Origin of the sequence: Rhodococcus sp. MH15 (assembly GCF_019266045.1) — a bacterium.
GTDB classification, from domain to species: Bacteria; Actinomycetota; Actinomycetes; order Mycobacteriales; family Mycobacteriaceae; genus Rhodococcus_F; species Rhodococcus_F qingshengii.
The window spans coordinates 748,583-765,927 of sequence record NZ_LPNP01000061.1; the positions used below are offsets into that span (position 1 = coordinate 748,583).

General features: G+C 61.4%; 19 protein-coding genes. 5 read left to right on the forward strand and 14 right to left on the reverse strand.

The window, feature by feature from the left end; all coding sequences use genetic code 11:
* The first annotated feature begins 114 nt into the window (after positions 1-114).
* On the forward strand, positions 115-384 hold the full coding sequence (locus tag ATN37_RS11420) for a DUF2631 domain-containing protein (RefSeq protein WP_003942762.1): 270 nt from the start codon (positions 115-117) through the stop codon (positions 382-384).
* 78 nt (positions 385-462) lie between these two features.
* Here ATN37_RS11420 and rlmN read toward each other — a convergent pair whose 3' ends face one another.
* On the reverse strand, positions 463-1,572 hold the full coding sequence (gene rlmN, locus ATN37_RS11425) for a 23S rRNA (adenine(2503)-C(2))-methyltransferase RlmN (protein ID WP_218695151.1): 1,110 nt from the start codon (positions 1,570-1,572) through the stop codon (positions 463-465).
* A gap of 102 nt (positions 1,573-1,674) precedes the next feature.
* Here rlmN and ATN37_RS11430 point away from each other — a divergent pair, with 102 nt between their 5' ends.
* Positions 1,675-2,085, forward strand: a complete 411-nt coding sequence (locus ATN37_RS11430) for a lipopolysaccharide assembly LapA domain-containing protein (protein WP_073512295.1) — start codon at positions 1,675-1,677, stop codon at positions 2,083-2,085.
* Between the two features lie 95 nt (positions 2,086-2,180).
* Positions 2,181-3,023 carry a CoA ester lyase gene (locus ATN37_RS11435; RefSeq protein WP_030535660.1) on the forward strand — a complete coding sequence of 281 codons (843 nt, stop codon included), beginning with the start codon at positions 2,181-2,183 and terminating at the stop codon, positions 3,021-3,023.
* Between the two features lie 79 nt (positions 3,024-3,102).
* Here ATN37_RS11435 and ATN37_RS11440 read toward each other — a convergent pair whose 3' ends face one another.
* From ATN37_RS11440 to rpsB, 6 genes are all read right to left on the reverse strand, one after another.
* On the reverse strand, positions 3,103-3,831 hold the full coding sequence (locus tag ATN37_RS11440; protein ID WP_218695153.1) for a class I SAM-dependent methyltransferase: 729 nt from the start codon (positions 3,829-3,831) through the stop codon (positions 3,103-3,105).
* Between the two features lie 6 nt (positions 3,832-3,837).
* The gene (locus tag ATN37_RS11445) at positions 3,838-4,734 is read right to left on the reverse strand and encodes a phosphatidate cytidylyltransferase (RefSeq protein ID WP_003942673.1); all 897 of its coding nucleotides are present in this window, start codon (positions 4,732-4,734) and stop codon (positions 3,838-3,840) included.
* A 48-nt stretch (positions 4,735-4,782) separates the two neighbouring features.
* Positions 4,783-5,340 (reverse strand): ribosome recycling factor, encoded by a 558-nt coding sequence (gene frr, locus ATN37_RS11450; RefSeq protein WP_003942777.1) that lies wholly within the window; start codon positions 5,338-5,340, stop codon positions 4,783-4,785.
* Positions 5,341-5,383: 43 nt separating this feature from the next.
* Positions 5,384-6,112 carry a UMP kinase gene (pyrH, locus tag ATN37_RS11455; protein ID WP_003942722.1) on the reverse strand — a complete coding sequence of 243 codons (729 nt, stop codon included), beginning with the start codon at positions 6,110-6,112 and terminating at the stop codon, positions 5,384-5,386.
* A gap of 200 nt (positions 6,113-6,312) precedes the next feature.
* Entirely contained in the window at positions 6,313-7,140 is an 828-nt protein-coding gene (gene tsf, locus ATN37_RS11460; RefSeq protein ID WP_054781688.1) for a translation elongation factor Ts, read from the reverse strand.
* 152 nt (positions 7,141-7,292) lie between these two features.
* Positions 7,293-8,150 (reverse strand): 30S ribosomal protein S2, encoded by an 858-nt coding sequence (rpsB, locus tag ATN37_RS11465; protein ID WP_003942709.1) that lies wholly within the window; start codon positions 8,148-8,150, stop codon positions 7,293-7,295.
* A gap of 313 nt (positions 8,151-8,463) precedes the next feature.
* Here rpsB and ATN37_RS11470 point away from each other — a divergent pair, with 313 nt between their 5' ends.
* Positions 8,464-8,958 carry a M23 family metallopeptidase gene (locus tag ATN37_RS11470; RefSeq protein ID WP_231915103.1) on the forward strand — a complete coding sequence of 165 codons (495 nt, stop codon included), beginning with the start codon at positions 8,464-8,466 and terminating at the stop codon, positions 8,956-8,958.
* Positions 8,959-8,983: 25 nt separating this feature from the next.
* Here the strand turns inward: ATN37_RS11470 and ATN37_RS11475 are convergent, their stop codons facing one another.
* Both ATN37_RS11475 and ATN37_RS11480 read right to left on the reverse strand, forming a co-directional pair.
* Positions 8,984-10,093 carry a MinD/ParA family protein gene (locus ATN37_RS11475; protein WP_003942711.1) on the reverse strand — a complete coding sequence of 370 codons (1,110 nt, stop codon included), beginning with the start codon at positions 10,091-10,093 and terminating at the stop codon, positions 8,984-8,986.
* Between the two features lie 123 nt (positions 10,094-10,216).
* Positions 10,217-11,143: a tyrosine recombinase XerC gene (locus ATN37_RS11480; RefSeq protein ID WP_003942767.1), complete on the reverse strand. Its 927-nt coding sequence runs from the start codon at positions 11,141-11,143 to the stop codon at positions 10,217-10,219.
* 84 nt (positions 11,144-11,227) lie between these two features.
* On the opposite strand from ATN37_RS11480, the gene ATN37_RS11485 reads away from it, so the two are divergent.
* A complete protein-coding gene (locus ATN37_RS11485; RefSeq protein WP_007734871.1) occupies positions 11,228-12,400 on the forward strand; it encodes a multidrug effflux MFS transporter in 1,173 nt (390 codons plus the stop codon).
* Here the strand turns inward: ATN37_RS11485 and ATN37_RS11490 are convergent.
* The 5 genes from ATN37_RS11490 to ATN37_RS11510 all read right to left on the reverse strand — a co-directional run bounded on the left by ATN37_RS11490 (position 12,397) and on the right by ATN37_RS11510 (position 17,270).
* Complete coding sequence (locus tag ATN37_RS11490; protein ID WP_030535667.1) at positions 12,397-13,167, reverse strand: siderophore-interacting protein; 771 nt, start codon at positions 13,165-13,167, stop codon at positions 12,397-12,399. The two genes, ATN37_RS11485 and ATN37_RS11490, sit on opposite strands and share 4 nt — an antisense overlap.
* A 293-nt stretch (positions 13,168-13,460) precedes the next feature.
* On the reverse strand, positions 13,461-13,820 hold the full coding sequence (locus ATN37_RS11495; protein WP_003942721.1) for an Lsr2 family protein: 360 nt from the start codon (positions 13,818-13,820) through the stop codon (positions 13,461-13,463).
* Between the two features lie 461 nt (positions 13,821-14,281).
* On the reverse strand, positions 14,282-15,409 hold the full coding sequence (gene dprA, locus ATN37_RS11500) for a DNA-processing protein DprA (RefSeq protein ID WP_218695155.1): 1,128 nt from the start codon (positions 15,407-15,409) through the stop codon (positions 14,282-14,284).
* Positions 15,406-16,914 carry a YifB family Mg chelatase-like AAA ATPase gene (locus ATN37_RS11505; protein ID WP_063316580.1) on the reverse strand — a complete coding sequence of 503 codons (1,509 nt, stop codon included), beginning with the start codon at positions 16,912-16,914 and terminating at the stop codon, positions 15,406-15,408. The genes dprA and ATN37_RS11505 overlap by 4 nt, the downstream gene beginning before the upstream one ends.
* Positions 16,914-17,270, reverse strand: a complete 357-nt coding sequence (locus ATN37_RS11510) for a YraN family protein (RefSeq protein ID WP_037130401.1) — start codon at positions 17,268-17,270, stop codon at positions 16,914-16,916. Before ATN37_RS11510 ends, ATN37_RS11505 begins: the two co-directional genes overlap by 1 nt.
* Positions 17,271-17,345: the final 75 nt, after the last annotated feature.

Consider the following 17,345-nt stretch of genomic DNA (forward strand, 5'->3'; position numbering starts at 1 on the left):
ATTGTTCCTGATAACACCTGAGAACAACCTTATCGACGCCCAACTACGTACGACAGGCAGTCGTATGTCACCATATTGGGCAGTAGTGCAACCGAATGAGCAGGAGGATCGACCGTGGCCGATACCCAGTTGGACGTCAAGTCCAGCGCCCCCGTCGTGGTCTCGCACGTCGATGAGGCCGAGGTTCCCTCTGCCGCATGGGGGTGGAGTGGTGAAGGACTCAAGTTTTTCCGTTTCCTCGGATGGTTCTTCGCAATATTCCTGCTTCTGATGATGATCGGAAACCATCACGGCAAGGTCGAGGATCTGTGGCTCATCGGCACCGCCGGATTGATGATCTTCATTCTGGTCCGCGACATCGTCATCCGTCGCCGCCCGCGCTAGAAACCTGACAAAGAGAAGGCCTCCACGAACGAAAGTTCGTGGAGGCCTTCTCTTTACGTGTTTCAGGCCTGAAACGTTTCAGTTCTCGGCTGCCAGCTGGCCACAGGCCGCGGCGATTTCCTGACCGCGCGTATCGCGCACCGTGCACGAGACGCCCTGGGCGATGACCCGACGCACGAACTCACGCTCGACGTCCTTGGGGCTCGCGTCCCACTCGCTGCCCGGAGTCGGGTTGAGCGGAATCAGGTTGACGTGCACCAACCCGCCGAGTGCTTTCTTCAGCTTCTTGCCCAGCATGTCCGCGCGCCACGGCTGATCGTTGACGTTCCTGATCATCGCGTACTCGATGGACACACGGCGACCGGTCTTGTCTGCGTAGTACCGGGCAGCCTGAAGTACCTCCGACACTGACCAGCGATTGTTGACCGGGACAAGAGTGTCGCGCAGTTCGTCGTCCGGTGTGTGCAGCGATACCGCCAGCGTGACGCTCAGGCCTTCGTCAGCGAGCTTGCGGATAGCGGGAGCTAGGCCGACGGTCGAGACCGTGACGGACCGCTGAGACAGGCCGAGGCCGTCGGGTGCAGGCGAGGTGATCCGTCGTACCGCTGCCACCACACGCTTGTAGTTCGCCAAAGGCTCGCCCATACCCATGAACACGACGTTCGAGAGGCGTCCGGGGCCGCCGGCGACTTCGCCGTCGCGCATGGCGGCCGCTGCCTCGCGAACCTGATCGACGATCTCGGCGGTCGAGAGGTTGCGGTCGAGGCCGCCCTGACCCGTCGCACAGAACGGGCAGGCCATTCCGCAGCCCGCCTGACTCGAGATACAGAGTGTCGCCCGATCGGGATAACGCATCAGGACGCTTTCGAGCAGCGTTCCGTCATGTGCCTTCCACAGGGTCTTGCGAGTGTCGCCCGAGTCGCACGCGAGGTGCTTGATCGGGGTCAACAAGGTCGGGAACAGCGACTCCCCCACCTTCTCGCGCACCGATGCGGGGAGATCGGTCATCTTCTCCGGATCGGCTTCCAGCCGCGCGTAGTACTGACGCGCCAGCTGATCGGCCCGGAAAGCCGGAAGGCCGAGCTCTTTCACCGCTTCTTTGCGCTCGGCGGAATCGAGATCGGCGAGGTGCCGTGGAGGCATTCCGCGCTTGGGTGCAGTGAAAACGAGGGGAAGAGAGGCAGCCATAGTTACACCATTGTCCCATTGTTTTGGGGTGCTACCCCACTGCCACCCGATTGTGGCCGGATTACCCGTGCAACTTCGCGCAGGTTGAGTGATGATCATGTCATGTCAACCACACCAGAGGATCCGTCGAATTCCCCCGTGTACGGCCCAGCCGACGGTTTCGGCCCCGATCCGGAACTTCCGAAGGTGGACGAGAACAAGGCAGTGGAAAAACACGATCCGGAACCGACACCGACGCCTGAACCAGTGCCGACCGGAACGTCGGTCACCGACCGAACCAGGGCTGCGACGACCTGGGTTGGCCTGGTCATAGGCGCAATTGTGCTGATCTTACTGCTGGTGTTCATCCTGCAGAACCTCGAGAGCGTCTCCGTCAAGATCCTCGCCTGGCAGATCGACTTTCCGCTCGGAATCACGATCCTGCTTTCCGCCATCGCGGGCGCGTTGATCATGGCGTTGGCAGGTGGCGTTCGCATCATTCAGATCCGGCGCGCAGCGAAGCGGCAGATGTGACTGAAATCTAGTTACGCAATTGGGTCGATCGATGGGCCAGCAGGCATCATTGATGTCGTGGAAATCACCGGAAAGGCCCTGATGTGACTACTCACATGGAGAGACCTGTGACCTCGCGAATTGCCCCGCAGCAGGCAAGATCCTGGCTCCTCGTCCCCGCGTCCAAACCGGACACCTTCGACGCCGCACTCGCGAGTGCGGCCGACGCCGTCATTCTCGACCTCGAGGATGCCGTCACCGCACCCAACAAACCAGCTGCCCGCCGCGATGTCGCCGCATTCCTGAGCGAACACAATCACGCCTGGGTTCGGATCAACGACGCCACGACACCGTTCTGGGAAGAGGATCTGGCCGTACTCGCGGGCCTCCCCGGACTCGAGGGTGTCATGCTCGCAAAGACCGAAAGCGGTCAGCAGGCCGACGCCACGGCCGAGCGACTTCCCGACGGCACCAAGATTCTTGCTCTCGTCGAATCCGCGGTGGGACTCGAGGCTGCGCCCGAGATCGCACGCACTGACGGCATCTTCCGTCTCGCATTCGGCAGCGGCGACTTCCGGCGCGACACTGGGATGGACGACTCCCCCACGTCGATGTCGTACCCGCGTTCGCGGCTCACCATCGCCAGCCGCGCGGCACGCATCGCTCCGCCGATCGACGGTCCCACGCTCGGCCCCGATCTGGATCTGCTCGCCCGAGACTGTGCGATCACCTTGTCACTCGGCATGGCCGGCAAACTCTGCATGACCACCGCGCAGACTGCCCCCGTCAACGCAGGACTGAGTCCCTCCGTGGCCGACGCGATCTGGGCTCAGAATGTCATCGACGATCTCGGCGAAGACGGCTCACGCGTGCGCGACGGCAGCGACTTGCCCAAGCTCGCCAAGGCGAAGAAGATTCACAAGCTCGCCACCCTATTCCACATCCCCACCGATCACTGATTTTTTTACTACTGAATCGGTGCAGAAAACGTCAGGCGCTCAAGTCGGAGCGCCTGACGTTCGTCTTTTGAGCCCGCCTTCACGCAAGTTCGAGTGATCGTGGTTTGGACCGAACATGGATCCGGTATCGCACCGTGAAGCCCAATCCCGTTACTTGCGAGAACGCACGCTCGGCCGTCTTCTCGGTGAACTCGATTCCGAGTACCCGCCGCATATCGTCTCGATTCTCGAACTCCCACCGGGTCTCGATGCGCGTGAGCGAGAATCCTTGAGCCTCGAAGAACGCTTCGACCGCCGCGGGATCGTATTTGGGCAGATCCGCCCTCATCCACTCCCCGTACGGGCCGGCGCTCACATCGAGATCCACGATCAGCAAGACTCCCCCGGGCCTCAGGATGCGCATGGCCTCACGAATTCCCGGGCCGCAGCCTTTTCCGAAGAAGTACGCCGTACGGGCATGGACGAGATCGACTGAAGCATCCACCAGACCCGTGGACTCTGCTGAACCCTGGACTACGTCGATCGACGCCGAATCGCGGGTTCGTTCCCGTGCGGACTTCACCAGCGGTGCATGCGGCTCCACTCCGACAACACGACGAGCGCTACGAGCAAACTCCGGTAGATGGAACCCCGCCCCACAGCCGACGTCGACGATGTCGCGTCCAGACCAGTCGACCTGAGCTCGCATCGCGGCCCAGATGGAACCGTCGACGTCCTGCGCGCGGTTCTCGATTTCGTACACGTCCGGCCAATGCCAGATGTTCGGGCTGGGGATCGGCTTGGAACGGCCGGAGAAGAAATCACGCACGAGAAATCAGACGAGTGCGTACAGAATCAGCCAGGTGACAAATGCCGACGGCAGGAGTGAATCCAGGCGGTCCATGATTCCGCCGTGGCCGGGAAGCAAGGTTCCCATGTCCTTGATGCCGAGTTCACGCTTGATCTGCGATTCGATCAGGTCGCCGACCGTCGCGACTACCACCAGGACGACACCGAGCAGGACGCCGATCATCGAATTCGCGTCGAGGATCAACGTCACCGAAAGCAAACTGCCGATGACGCAGAAAATGAGGGATCCGACGAATCCCTCCCAGGACTTCTTCGGGCTCACAGCGGGCACCATCGGATGCTTCCCGAACAGCACTCCAGCCGCGTAGCCGCCGATGTCGGAGCACACGACACCGATCATCAAGACGAAGACGCGACCGGGGCCGTCGTCTTCGAGCACCATCAACGCACCGAATGACGCCAACAGCGGGATCCACGCCAGAACGAACACCGTGATGGAGGTGTCTCGCAGGAAGTTCTTCGGGGTCGCTTTGAGCCCGTGGTCGAACAACCGCCACACCATGCACACCAGGACGGTTGCGGTGAATCCGCTGAGCACCCCGACCGGTCCCCACGGCCAGCCGAGCCAGATCGTGGCTTGCCCGCCGACGAGAAGGGGAATTCGCGGCACCTCGATGTCGGCTTCACGAAGCCGCGTGGTGACCTCCCACGTCGCGATGAACATCGCGATCGCAACGACTGCGATCCATCCCGGGGGGAGGAAGATCAAAGTGCCGATGACCAAGGCGCCGAGGCCAGCTCCGACGCCGATGGCGGCAGGTAGGTTCCTGCCCGCCTTCGACTTCGGCGGTTGCGCGCCCTCAGCGCCGCCCGTAGGCCCGTCCGTGACGGGACCACCGGCGGTTCCCTCTTGTGCGTGCACCCAAACTCCCTGATCTACTCCCGACGACAAACACTGCAAATGAGGAGGCTATACCTCCATCAACTCTGCTTCCTTGTGCTTGACGAGTTCCTCGACCGTGTGCACGTACTTCGCCGTGGTCTTGTCGAGTTCTTTCTCTGCGCGACCGACCTCGTCCTCGCCGGCTTCACCGTCCTTCTGGATCCGGCCGAGTTCGTCCATCGCCTTGCGGCGGATGTTGCGCAGCGTGACCTTCGAATCCTCGCCCTTGGACTTGGCCTGCTTCACCAGTTCACGTCGACGCTCTTCCGTGAGCTGCGGAACCGAAATGCGGATGATGCTGCCGTCGTTGGACGGGTTCACACCGAGATCCGAGTTGCGGATCGCCGTCTCGATCGCGTTGAGCTGCGAAGCCTCGTACGGCTTGACGATGACCATGCGGGCCTCGGGGACGTTGATGCTCGCGAGCTGCGTGATCGGCGTGATCGAACCGTAGTAGTCGATCACGATGCGCGAGAACATACCGGGGTTCGCGCGTCCGGTGCGAACCGAGCCGAGATCGTCCTTGGCTACCGTGACAGCCTTTTCCATCTTCTCTTCTGCCTCGAAGAGCGCTTCATCGATCACGGCTGTTCCTCCATGTTGTTCTGCATCATTTTTTGGGTGTCACTCACGACTTGATCAGGGTGCCGATCTTCTCACCGGACACCGCGCGAGCGATGTTTCCTTCGGTGAGGAGGTTGAACACCATCATCGGCATCGAGTTGTCCATGCACAGGCTGAATGCCGTCGCGTCCGCGACCTTGAGCTCACGTTCGATGACCTCACGGTGCGTGATCTGTTCGTACATCGTCGCGTCCGGGTCGAGACGCGGGTCGGCCGAGTAGACGCCGTCGACAGCCTTGGCCATCAGCACTACCTCGGCACCGATCTCCAGCGCGCGCTGCGCAGCAGTGGTGTCAGTCGAGAAGTAGGGCATACCCATCCCGGCACCGAAGATGACTACGCGCCCCTTCTCGAGGTGCCTGCGTGCGCGAAGGGGGAGGTACGGCTCGGCGACCTGGCCCATGGTGATGGCCGTCTGCACGCGAGAATCGACGCCCGCCTTCTCCAGGAAATCCTGCAGAGCGAGGCAGTTCATGACGGTGCCTAGCATGCCCATGTAGTCGGAGCGCGCGCGATCGAGGCCACGCTGCTGCAGTTCCGCCCCGCGGAAGAAGTTTCCGCCGCCGATGACCACTGCAACCTGTACGCCCGATCGAACGACCTCTGCGATCTGCTCAGCCACCTTGGTGACCACGTCGGGATCGAGACCGACTTTGCCGCCTCCGAACATTTCGCCGCCGAGTTTGAGCAGGACCCGCTTGAATCCTGGACGTTCGTTGGCTGGTTCGGACATTGTTCTCCTCAGTTCGATACAAGACCTTGTAGGTCCTTCATTCTTCTTCTGCCGCCGAATCGGACACCGCGGCATAGGAAAGCCCCCGGGACTCGTCCCGAGGCACTCTCATCCTGCCTCATCGGAGGCCCCAGGTACACGTAGACCCCGCCGGTAGAGCAAATGCTCTTCAGGCGGGGTCCATGTGTGCGGGCTCCGAATTAAGCGGAGGCGCCGACCTCGAAACGCACGAAGCGCTTGATGGTCACGCCTGCATCGTCGAGGATCGCCTTGACGGTCTTCTTGGAGTCCGTGACCGAAGACTGCTCGGTCAGAACGACGTCCTTGAAGTAACCGTTGACGCGGCCTTCGATGATCTTCGGCAGTGCCTGCTCGGGCTTGCCTTCTGCGCGGGCGGTCTCTTCGGCGATGTGACGCTCGGAAGCGACGATCTCCTCGGGAACCTCGTCACGCGTGACGTACTTCGCCTTGAGTGCTGCGACCTGCATTGCAGCGCCGCGAGCGGCCTCAGCAGCAGCATCGCCTTCACCGGTGTACTCGACGAGAACGCCGACAGCGGGCGGCAAGTCGGAGCTGCGCTTGTGCAGGTAAACGGCAACGGGGCCGTCGAAGGAAGCGACGCGGCTCAGTTCGAGCTTCTCACCGATCTTCGCGGACTGCTCCGCAATGACGGTGTCGATGGTCTTGCCGTCGAGCTCGAGCGCCTTGAGAGCGTCGAGGTCAGCAGGCTTACCAGCAGCAGCGACGGTCACGATCTCGTCGGCCAGCTTGATGAACTCGTCGTTCTTGGCCACGAAGTCGGTCTCGCAGTTGATCTCGATCATGACGCCGTCCTTGGCGACGACGAGACCCTCAGCGGTGGTGCGCTCTGCGCGCTTTCCGACATCCTTAGCGCCCTTGATGCGCAGCTGCTCGACGGCCTTGTCGAAATCGCCGTCTGCATCTGCGAGTGCGTTCTTACATGCCATCATTCCGGAGCCGGTGAGCTCACGGAGCCGCTTGACGTCAGCGGCGGTGTAGTTCGCCATGATTAGCGAGCCTCCTCATGTGTCTGTTTCGGACCTAGGACTAACGGTGAAGCACGGCCTAACGGTGAAGCACGGCCTGACGGTGGTGCTCGGGCCTAACGGTGAAACGGCCCTGACCAAAAGAACTCTTGGTCAGGGCCGGTTTCAACGAATCAGGCCTCGGTGGCCGGTGCCTCTGCGGCGGGGGCTGCCTCAGCCTCTGCAGCCGGAGCTGCCTCAGCCTCTGCGGCCGGAGCTGCCTGCGAGAGCAGTTCCTGCTCCCACTCGGCGAGGGGCTCGCCTGCGCCGGCTTCGGGCTTCGCGTCCTTGTCGGCGCTCAGTCCTGCACGTGCCTGCACACCTTCGGCAACCGCGGAAGCGACAACCTTGGTCAGCAGTGCTGCGGAACGGATGGCGTCGTCGTTGCCCGGGATCGGGTAGTCGACGAGGTCGGGGTCGCAGTTGGTGTCCAGGATCGCGATGACCGGGATGTTCAGCTTGCGAGCCTCGGCAACTGCCAGGTGCTCCTTGTTGGTGTCGACGATCCACACCGCGGAAGGAACCTTGGCCATGTCGCGGATACCACCGAGGGTGCGATCCAGCTTGGTCATCTCACGCGTGAGCATGAGGATTTCCTTCTTGGTGCGACCTTCGAATCCACCGGTCTGCTCCATTGCCTCGAGCTCCTTGAGGCGAAGCAGACGCTTGTGAACGGTGGTGAAGTTGGTGAGCATGCCGCCGAGCCAACGCTGGTTGACGTAGGGCATTCCGACGCGAGTCGCTTCGGAAGCGATGGACTCCTGCGCCTGCTTCTTGGTACCGACGAAGAGAACGGTGCCGCCGTGGGCAACGGTCTCCTTGACGAACTCGTACGCCTTGTCGATGTACGTCAGCGTCTGCTGGAGGTCGATGATGTAGATGCCGTTGCGGTCGGTCAAGATGAATCGCTTCATCTTCGGGTTCCAGCGACGAGTCTGATGTCCGAAGTGGGTTCCACTATCGAGCATCTGCTTCATGGTTACGACAGCCATGGCTGTGTACCTCAAACTTTCAATCCGGTTGATGCAGGCGATCGGGTGATCCCTGCCCTGGCACCCGCACGGCCGTCGGACCTGTTTCGTGAGAACCAGGACCAGCCGAGGCCGGAAAACGTGCGCGGGCGCGCGAAGTCGGACTGTGCGAGCACAGACCGCTCGACAAGTGTACGTCCTCGTCCCCCGATGCCATAACCACCCCGGAAGCAACAGACCGAACCGGCGGTTGTGGATCGGTGGCTACCTTGTGGATTACCCGTCTGATCTGCATTGAAGCGTGCGCTACTCCACGCAAGATCAAGGAATGACGATGTTGCGCGGAGCTCGACGAGGCGTGGTCTTTGCCGTGATCTCCTGCTGTGTCGCCGTAGGCACGGCGTCAGCAGACACGCGATTCGACTGGCCGCTCGCTCCTCGGCCGCACGTGGAACGCGCTTTCGACAAACCGGCCGAGAACTGGCTGCCGGGTCATCGCGGGGTCGATCTCGGCGGCAGCGCCGGCCAATCCGTCCTCGCGGCCGGCGACGGCATCGTGGTGTTCGCGGGAGTGGTCGCCGGAAAGCCGACGGTGTCGATCGATCATTCCGGCGGCCTACGCACGACCTACGAACCCGTCACCGCAGTCGTTCGCACAGGTGAACGCGTCGCAGCCAGGTCAGTGATCGGAACCCTTGAAACCGGGCACGAAGGGTGCGCTGTCGAAGCATGTTTGCACTGGGGCTTGCGCAGAGGACGCGAGTATCTCGATCCACTCGGACTGGTTCGGTCGCAACCGCTCAGGCTCAAGCCATTGAAAGGAGGCTGATCGGTCGCAGAAATCGGTCGCAGAATCAGTGCCACTCGGAGACGGCGTGCCGACCCACAGCGTCCGCGAAGTCGTCGGCCACCATCGCTGCCAGTTCCATGAACGCTCGTCTGGTGGCCGGTCGCATCAATTCGAGGTCCATCACCGACCCCTCCGCGAGATGCTCGTCGAAAGGAATGACCTCGACGGCGCGGCATCGACGCATGAAATAGTCCACCAACGCGTCCATGTCGATGACGCTCGACCCTGGTCGGGCGGCGCTGATGACGACGACGGTCCGCTCGACCAGATGGCCGTATCCGTGCAACTGAAGCCAATCGAGCGTTGCCGCCGCACTGCGCGCTCCGTCGATTGCCGGCGAACTGACCAGAACCAACGAATTGGCAAGATCGAGAACGCCGTTCATCGCCGAGTGCATGATCCCGGTACCGCAATCAGTGAGGATGATGTTGTAGTAGACCTGCAAGATGTCGATGACCTGGCGATAGTCGGCCTCGCTGAATGCCTCCGAAATCGCCGGATCCTGCTCACTCGCCAGCACCTCGAGACGACTCGACGACTGGGATGTGTGCACTCGAACGTCCGAATAGCTCTTTATGTCCGGTCTAGCAGCAATCAGATCGCGCACTGTCGAATTGGTCTGCAGCGGAACACGTTGTGCCAAGGTCCCGAAATCGGGATTGGCGTCAACCGCCACGACGCAGTCACCACGCAGCGAAGCAAACGTCGCACCGAGTCCGACCGTGACCGTCGTCTTGCCCACTCCCCCTTTGAGCGAGAGCAGAGCGACTCGGTAGTCGTTGCGGATCGGCTGCTCGATTCGGGCGGCCAGTGCACGGTTGCGCTGTTCGTTGGTCGAATCCCCCAGATTGACCACACCTCCGGTCGCACGATGCAATCCCCTACGCCAGCCGCCACGCGGCGTCCGTTTCGGGCGTTTCAGTAAAGCTTCGGCAACCAGATCCTGGTTTGTCACCTGCTGTTGGCTCGACGGTGGCGGTGGCGTGGACCAGACCTCTTGCAGTCGCGCCACAGGCTCCGGCGTCGGCGCCGGCTCGGGAGCCGGTTGCGGCGATTCGGACAGCCAGGCTGGTTGGCCGCTGTTCGGCAGGTGCTTCACATCTTGGCGGTTCACGAATCCCCCGGATATCGCATGTAATCGAGTGTCTCGATACGACGATCGAACTTTGCCGATTGTTCACTCTTCTGAGCTGCGACGCTACCAAATACCAGCCGAGAACTCGCGTCGCTCCACAAATCAGGCGCGCGGATGGGCCTGATCGTGGACGGATCGAAGCCGTTCGACCGACACGTGCGTGTACAGCTGAGTGGTCGCCAAACTCGCATGACCGAGGAGTTCTTGGACCACACGAAGGTCCGCACCACCCTCCAGCAAATGTGTCGCAGCCGAGTGCCGAAGCCCGTGCGGACCCATGTCGGGAGCCCCTGGAATTGCAGCCATGGTTTCGTGGACCACCGAACGCGCCTGACGCTGATCGAGCCGGCCGCCTCGAACTCCGAGGAGCAACGCTCGCCCGGACCGATCCGAACACAGCGCGGGTCGTCCGTGCTCCAGCCAGCCGTTCAGTGCCGATTCTGCGGGCAGGCCGTATGGCACCGACCGCTCCTTGTTCCCCTTGCCGAGAACACGAAGCAATCGTCGATCGGCATCGACCGACTCGACGTCCAGTCCACACAACTCGCCGACGCGAATTCCGGTGGAGTACAACAATTCCACGATGAGTCGGTCTCGCAGGGCGAGCGGCTCTTGTTGCTGCGCACCGCTTTCCGCCGCATCCATTGCGTCGAGGGCCTGGCTCTGACGCAGCACCGTCGGCAGCGTCCGGCGAGCGGGTGGAGCCGCCAGACGTGTGCCCGGGTCGACGGAAATGCGTCCGGTCTGCGCGAGCCACGCAGTGAACCCACGCGCCGAAGAAGCCCGTCGAGCTACCGTCGTACGGGCTGTTCCTACGGCATTCTGGGCGGCCAACCACGAACGCATGACACTTAGGTCGAGGCGGTCGAGATCTGCATTCTCCGAACCCGCGGAGAAATGGGTCAGCAATGCCCGCGCGTCACCGACGTAGGCGCGGATCGTGTGTTCCGACCGGCCTCGGCTCAGTCGGAGGTGCTCGGCATACGCATCGAGGTGAACGCTCAAGCTCGCCGGCAATGCGTCAGTCATGAACACACGCTCGCTCGCCGCGATTGAAACTGCAAGCTCCCTCGCCGATAGGGTTGATCGGTGAATCGAGCAATTCCTGTGAAGATGTTGTGCGTACTGGCACTGATTTCCGCAATCGCTCCACTGTCCATCGATATGTACCTGCCCGGCCTACCGTTGATGGCGGATGCACTCGACACTACTGCGGCCAGCGTTCAGCTCACGCTGACCACCTTCATGGCAGGCCTCGGAATCGGCCAGCTGATCATCGGTCCGATCTCCGACGGACTTGGCAGGCGACGAATACTGCTGGCCGCGACAATCATCACGGCACTGAGCGGCGCGGCATGCGCGGTGGCGCCGAACATCGAGTTTCTCATCGGTGCACGACTCGTCCAGGGCTTGAGTGGAGGCGCTGCCATCGTTCTTGCCCGCGCTTGTATTGCCGACCGAGCGCGCGGCGACGACGCAGCGAAGCTCTTCAGCATCATGATGATCATCGGCGGTATCGCTCCCGTGGTCGCGCCACTGATCGGCGGCGCACTTCTCGGCCCCGTCGGGTGGCGCGGGATCTTCTGGGTCCTGGCGGTCGCGGGCGCTGTAATGGTGGCTGGTGTCGTTTTGCTCGTTCCCGAGACACTTCCGCCCGAGCGACGCCACGGCGGCGGATTGAAGGCCCTGATCTCGAATCTGCGATACGTGGTCCGCAATCGGCACTACCTCGGATATGCGCTCGCATTCGTCTTCGGATTCGGCGCCTTGTTCGCGTACATCTCCGCGTCACCGTTCGTCGTTCAGAACGTTCTCGGGCTGAGTCCGTCACAATTCTCGATCGCGTTCGCAGTGAACGCCACCGGAATGGTCACGGCAGCGATGATCACCACTCGCCTGCTCGGTCGCGTCGGAGCACGCACGCTGCTGCGTTTCGGGGTGTGCCTACTCCTCATGGGCGGCGCCGTATTGTTCTGCACCAGCGTGGTTTTCAGTTCCACGAATACCTGGTTGATCTTGGTCCCACTGTTCGTGGCAATTTCGAGCATCGGGTTCATCATGGGCAATGCGACCGCTCTCGCCCAAGGAGAGGTCACCAACGCGGCCGGGACCGGTTCAGCGCTGATGGGAGCGGGCCAGTTCGGCTTGGCGGCGCTGGTTTCGCCGTTGGTGGGAATTGCGGGAGAAGACACGGCAGTTCCGATGGCAATCGCAATTCCCACCTTCGGAGTTCTCGCGGCCGTTGCGCTCGTGTTGCTGACTCGCGGCACGGCCGCCGCGAGTTAGTTTTCGGCCGCGGCGAGTTCGGACTTCCAGACCCGGAAGCCCTCTTCGGTGCGACCACGACGCCAATAGCCGGAAATAGAAGCAGCCGACGCCGGGACATTTCGTTCCTTGCGAATGTACGGTCGGAGGTTGTGCATGACGGCTTGTGCTTCACCGTGAATGAACACGTGCGGTTCGCCCGGCAACCATTCGAGTGCCTTGACCGCGGCGACAACCGGAGCGTTGTCGCCCGCTAATTCTTCGCCGACCGCATCGGACGATGCCCCGCGATGTAGCCAGGTCACGGCAATACCTTCTGGGGCATCGAGCGCGATTTCGTCTTCCGGTCCCCCGACTTCGACAACGGCGTAGCCGACCGCATTCGGCGCCAATCGCGCTATCGACGCGGAAATAGCGGGTATTGCGGTCTCGTCTCCGACGAAGAGATACCAATCAGCGGTTGGTGACGGCAAAAACGCGCCACCAGGTCCCCGCAGAGTAATCTCAGCGCCCGGCTGAACTGACGCGGCCCACGGACCTGCGACACCCATGTCGCCGTGGACGACAAAATCGATTGCAATCTCTTTGGCATCAAGATCGTACGAACGAATCGTGTAGGTGCGCAGTGTCGGCTGATCAGGAGTGCCGAATTCGATCTTTACATAGGAATCACTGTATTCGCTGGGAGTGAACGACTCGAAGCCTGGTCCCCCGAGAAACACTCGTACCATATGGGGGGTCAATTGTTCGGTCCGCAGAACCGTCAATGCAGTTGTCGGCTTGGCCACAGAAAGATCCTTCCGAAAGTTAGTGTTACCTAACTAATGTACACGACAATTGCAGCACGAGGGCGAAATACCTCGCCGGCGACTCCACACAGCGCTCTGTCGACCTTTGTACAGAGCGAAAGAAACCGACCAATCTGCTGGGTAAATTCGGTGCTGTTTAGACGAATTATTTGATCTGCTTCACACGGACGACCTGTCGGACAAAGCTGTCCGAGAACTCGGCAAAGCAACAGTAAAATACACCTCTGGCTCCCGGCGAGTTCGCCGAGAGCCAGAGGTGTATTTAATTCAATCTAGTGTGCAGCGTCGAAAGCGTCGATGATTTCCGCTTTGATACGCCCACGCGGAGCAACTTCGTAACCGTTCTTACCTGCCCAGTCACGGATGGCCTGGAGCGTCTCCTTGGAGCGTCCGGAACCTGAGGTGGCCTGCGGAGATGCAGCCTGAGCCTTCTTGCCGCGCTTCCCGCTCACCTTCGCAGCAGCCTCGACGAACGGCTTCACCGCAGCGTCGAACTTCTCTGCATTGGTGGCGCGCAGATCGATCACGTAATCCGTTCCCTGGTAAGAGAACTCAATTCGATCACCGAATCCATCGTCAATCGGCTTACCATCAAGGTCGTCGATGAGTTGCCGAATCAGCTTCTCAGCCATTGCACTCCTCTTTCAATGATCGATTCAATTCTCCTTCACAATACACAGATAGAGCGTTGATGAACAAAAGAAGTTCGAAAGCCTTCACCGTTTCCGAACAGACTCAATGGTCCGAATTAGCAGCGGGTTAGCGGCATTGCCTCGACCGAACACGACCCTGAAAATTCTGCACATTCATCCCTCGGATGCCGGGTGTCAATCAATGCCCGCCGTCATCGTGATCCAGACTAATCGGACTTCCATGCACATTGACCTGAGGCTTTCCTGAGACCCGTCGAACTTGCAGGTCGGGTCGGCGAAACGCATCGAGAATTACATTGCACACAGTCGAGCAAATTCGTGAAAAATAGCCCTGACGTGCCATTTCCGATGCGCTGCGGGTATTGACGATTCACGGTCTTCGCAAACGATTAGTGAGCATCGCCACGCATGGTCTGACGGGCGCAGAAGTAGTTCACGTACTACCGCGTCCGAAACCAACCACTGGAATCAGAACTTGCAAATCCCTCCAGTTCGAGCAGAGGAAGAGTGGCACGAACCTGAGCTATGAGCAATCCCGATTCCTCGGACAACTCACGCGTACTGCGAGACCCCGTTCCCGGCAATGCTTCGTATACCAATCGAGAATTGCCTCGCAATGCGTCGATGTCACGCGTCGCGGCTGCATCCTCCGCGGAATCCCCGACACCAAATGGGCCTGACGCTTCGACTACATCCACGGCATTGGACACGAGTTGCGCTTCACCTTCTCGGATCATCCGGTGGCATCCGGTCGACGATGCCGAGGTAACCGGTCCGGGCACCGCCATCACGGGACGGCCTAACTTCCGAGCCCAATTGGCGGTATTGCGTGCACCACTGCGCCAACCCGCCTCGACCACCACTACTCCGTCCGACAACGCAGCTACCAGTCGATTCCTTGCCAGAAACCGGAACTTTGCAGGTGTTGTGCCCGGCGGATATTCACTTATCACTGCACCCGAACTCGCTATCTGTTTGAGTAGTCGCGCATGCCCTGACGGATACGCTCGATCCACGCCACAGGCCAAGACAGCCAGTGTGTTTCCACCTACGCCCAATGCAGCGCGGTGCGCGGCCCCGTCGATACCGAAGGCCGCCCCGGAAATCACGGTCCATCCGTCGACAGCGAGGTCACCGGCAATCTCTGCCGTCACGTGTTCGCCGTACGCAGTCGATGCCCGCGTGCCCACAATTCCAACCGATCTCTCGGTCAGATCAACCAAATCCCTGGACCCCAACACCCACAACACAAATGGCGCCGTCTCACCCCCGGAGGGATCGAGTCCGTCAAAGGAAAGCATTCGCCACGCCGGCCAATCGGCGCAGTTCGGTGTTACGAGTCTGCCACCCATCGCCTCAATCAGGTCGAGGTCTCGTTGGGCTGTGTCGATGTGAGCGCGGGCTCGCGTCTTCTCCTCGATCGCGGGTGGCAGATCGCCGTTGCGAACCGCCCTCGCAGTTTCTTCGACCCCGAGCTCGCCGATCAACATGGACATATATGCGCTAGGGCCCTGCACGACGCGGGACAGATATGCCCAAGCGAGTAGTCGTGGATCGTGTGCAGTCATTGGAATCCCCTGTCTCGAAAGTCGAGTGCGGTGACAACTTGGTCTGGTCCGGGCATCGCTTCACCTGCCAGATCGGCGACACTCCAGGCAACCCGCAACGCTCGGTCCGCCCCACGAGCAGTGATGACACCTTTACGCAGCGCCCGTTCCACCGGCGCCAGCGCTGCACGCGAGAGTCTGAACTTCTGTCTCAACGCCGGCCCTGGTACCTCCGCGTTGGTCCGCCACCCGTACTCACTCCACCGCTGGGCTGCAGTGTCTCGAGCCGCCGCCACGCGCGCACGAACATCGCTGGTGCTTTCCCCCACTTCGTCGATCAGCGCTCCGGTTGCTACCGCCTGCATCCGGACCCTGATGTCGACTCGGTCCAACAACGGGCCAGACAATTTCCCCAGGTAACGGCGACGCGCCGCGGGTGCGCAGACGCAGTCCGCGTCTCGCGGCGGCGCGCATGGGCAGGGATTGGCGGCCAGGATCAGCTGGAACCGCGCCGGGTACCGAGCAACTCCGTCCCGCCGGGCGATTCGCACTTCCCCGTCTTCGAGTGGTGTGCGTAGCGCTTCGAGCACCTTCACCCCGATCTCGGCACATTCGTCGAGAAACAGCACGCCGCGATGGGCGCGGCTGACCGCACCAGGACGAGCCATCCCACTACCACCACCCACCAGTGAGCTGACCGACGAACTGTGATGCGGCGCAATGAAAGGCGGCATATCGATCAACGGCCGATCCTCCGGCAACACCCCCGCCACCGAATGAATCGCCGTCACCTCCAACGACTCCCCCTCCGTCAACGGTGGAAGAATCCCCGGAAGCCTCTGCGCCAACATCGTTTTCCCGATCCCCGGCGGACCCGTCAACATCAAATGATGCGCACCCGCCGCAGCAACCTCTATCGCCCACCGAGCATCCGTCTGCCCGACAACCTCACTCAGATCCCGCGCCGTCACCACATCAGCGCGCTCGAAGACATCGGGAACAGCCAGCGCCAACTCACCACGCAACCACCCGATCACCGCAGACAAATCATCGGCACCCAGCACCTCGATCCCCTTGACCAGGCCCGCCTCTGCCAACGCCCGAGCTGGAACCACCACAGTCCCCCATCCCGCCCGCTTCGCCGCAAGCACCGCAGGCAACACACCGCGCACCGTCCGCAAACGACCGTCGAGTGCCAACTCCCCCAAAAAGACAGTCTCCCGCAACAACTTCCGCGGCAATTTCTTCGCCGCGTCGAGAACCGACAACGACAGAGCCAAATCGTAAACGCTGCCCACCTTCGGCAATGTCGCCGGCGACAACGCCAAAATCACCTTGCTGTCCGGCCACTCCTCACCAGAATTGGTCACCGCGGCCCGAATCCGATCACGCGACTCGTGCAACGCAGTATCAGGCAGCCCTACCAAATGCACCGCAGGCAACCCGCGCCCGATATCCGCCTCGATCTCCACTATCTGCCCGTCCACACCACTGACCGCAACAGAATGCGCCCGCCCCAACGCCATCAGAACGCATCCACAAAATGCTCGACCGAAGGCACGCCGTCGCGGCCGATCAATACGGCCACCACATCAAAACGCACCCTCGACCACGACCGACCCGAATCAGTGAGCCACTGCATCGCCAACACCCGAATCCGACGCTGCTTCGCGAACGTCACCGACTCCGCCGGACTCCCGTACCCGACACCAGAGCGAGTCTTCACCTCCACGAACACAATCCGATCACCGGATGTCGCAACAACATCCAACTCGCCGTACCGACAACGCCAATTGCGCTCGACAATCTCCAAACCAGCATCAATCAGGAACTCGACAGCCACATCCTCGCCCCGAGCTCCCAACGCCATATTCCTCGCCATCACAGCCCCCACCACTCACACGACCGCGCGCCCGCCCCATACGAAGCGCGTCCCAACCACCACCCTCAACCCACC

Bases quoted from the DNA above. Each gene is read 5' to 3' on its own strand.
- ATN37_RS11430 (WP_073512295.1), top strand. From the start codon at position 1,675: ATGTCAACCACACCAGAGGATCCGTCGAATTCCCCCGTGTACGGCCCA.
- ATN37_RS11435 (WP_030535660.1), top strand. From the start codon at position 2,181: ATGGAGAGACCTGTGACCTCGCGAATTGCCCCGCAGCAGGCAAGATCC.
- dprA (WP_218695155.1), bottom strand. From the start codon at position 15,409: ATGACTGCACACGATCCACGACTACTCGCTTGGGCATATCTGTCCCGC.
- ATN37_RS11505 (WP_063316580.1), bottom strand. From the start codon at position 16,914: ATGGCGTTGGGGCGGGCGCATTCTGTTGCGGTCAGTGGTGTGGACGGG.
- rpsB (WP_003942709.1), bottom strand. From the start codon at position 8,150: ATGGCTGTCGTAACCATGAAGCAGATGCTCGATAGTGGAACCCACTTC.
- ATN37_RS11510 (WP_037130401.1), bottom strand. From the start codon at position 17,270: ATGGCGAGGAATATGGCGTTGGGAGCTCGGGGCGAGGATGTGGCTGTC.
- ATN37_RS11495 (WP_003942721.1), bottom strand. From the start codon at position 13,820: ATGGCTGAGAAGCTGATTCGGCAACTCATCGACGACCTTGATGGTAAG.
- pyrH (WP_003942722.1), bottom strand. From the start codon at position 6,112: ATGTCCGAACCAGCCAACGAACGTCCAGGATTCAAGCGGGTCCTGCTC.
- ATN37_RS11470 (WP_231915103.1), top strand. From the start codon at position 8,464: ATGTTGCGCGGAGCTCGACGAGGCGTGGTCTTTGCCGTGATCTCCTGC.
- tsf (WP_054781688.1), bottom strand. From the start codon at position 7,140: ATGGCGAACTACACCGCCGCTGACGTCAAGCGGCTCCGTGAGCTCACC.
- ATN37_RS11485 (WP_007734871.1), top strand. From the start codon at position 11,228: ATGTTGTGCGTACTGGCACTGATTTCCGCAATCGCTCCACTGTCCATC.
- rlmN (WP_218695151.1), bottom strand. From the start codon at position 1,572: ATGGCTGCCTCTCTTCCCCTCGTTTTCACTGCACCCAAGCGCGGAATG.
- ATN37_RS11480 (WP_003942767.1), bottom strand. From the start codon at position 11,143: ATGACTGACGCATTGCCGGCGAGCTTGAGCGTTCACCTCGATGCGTAT.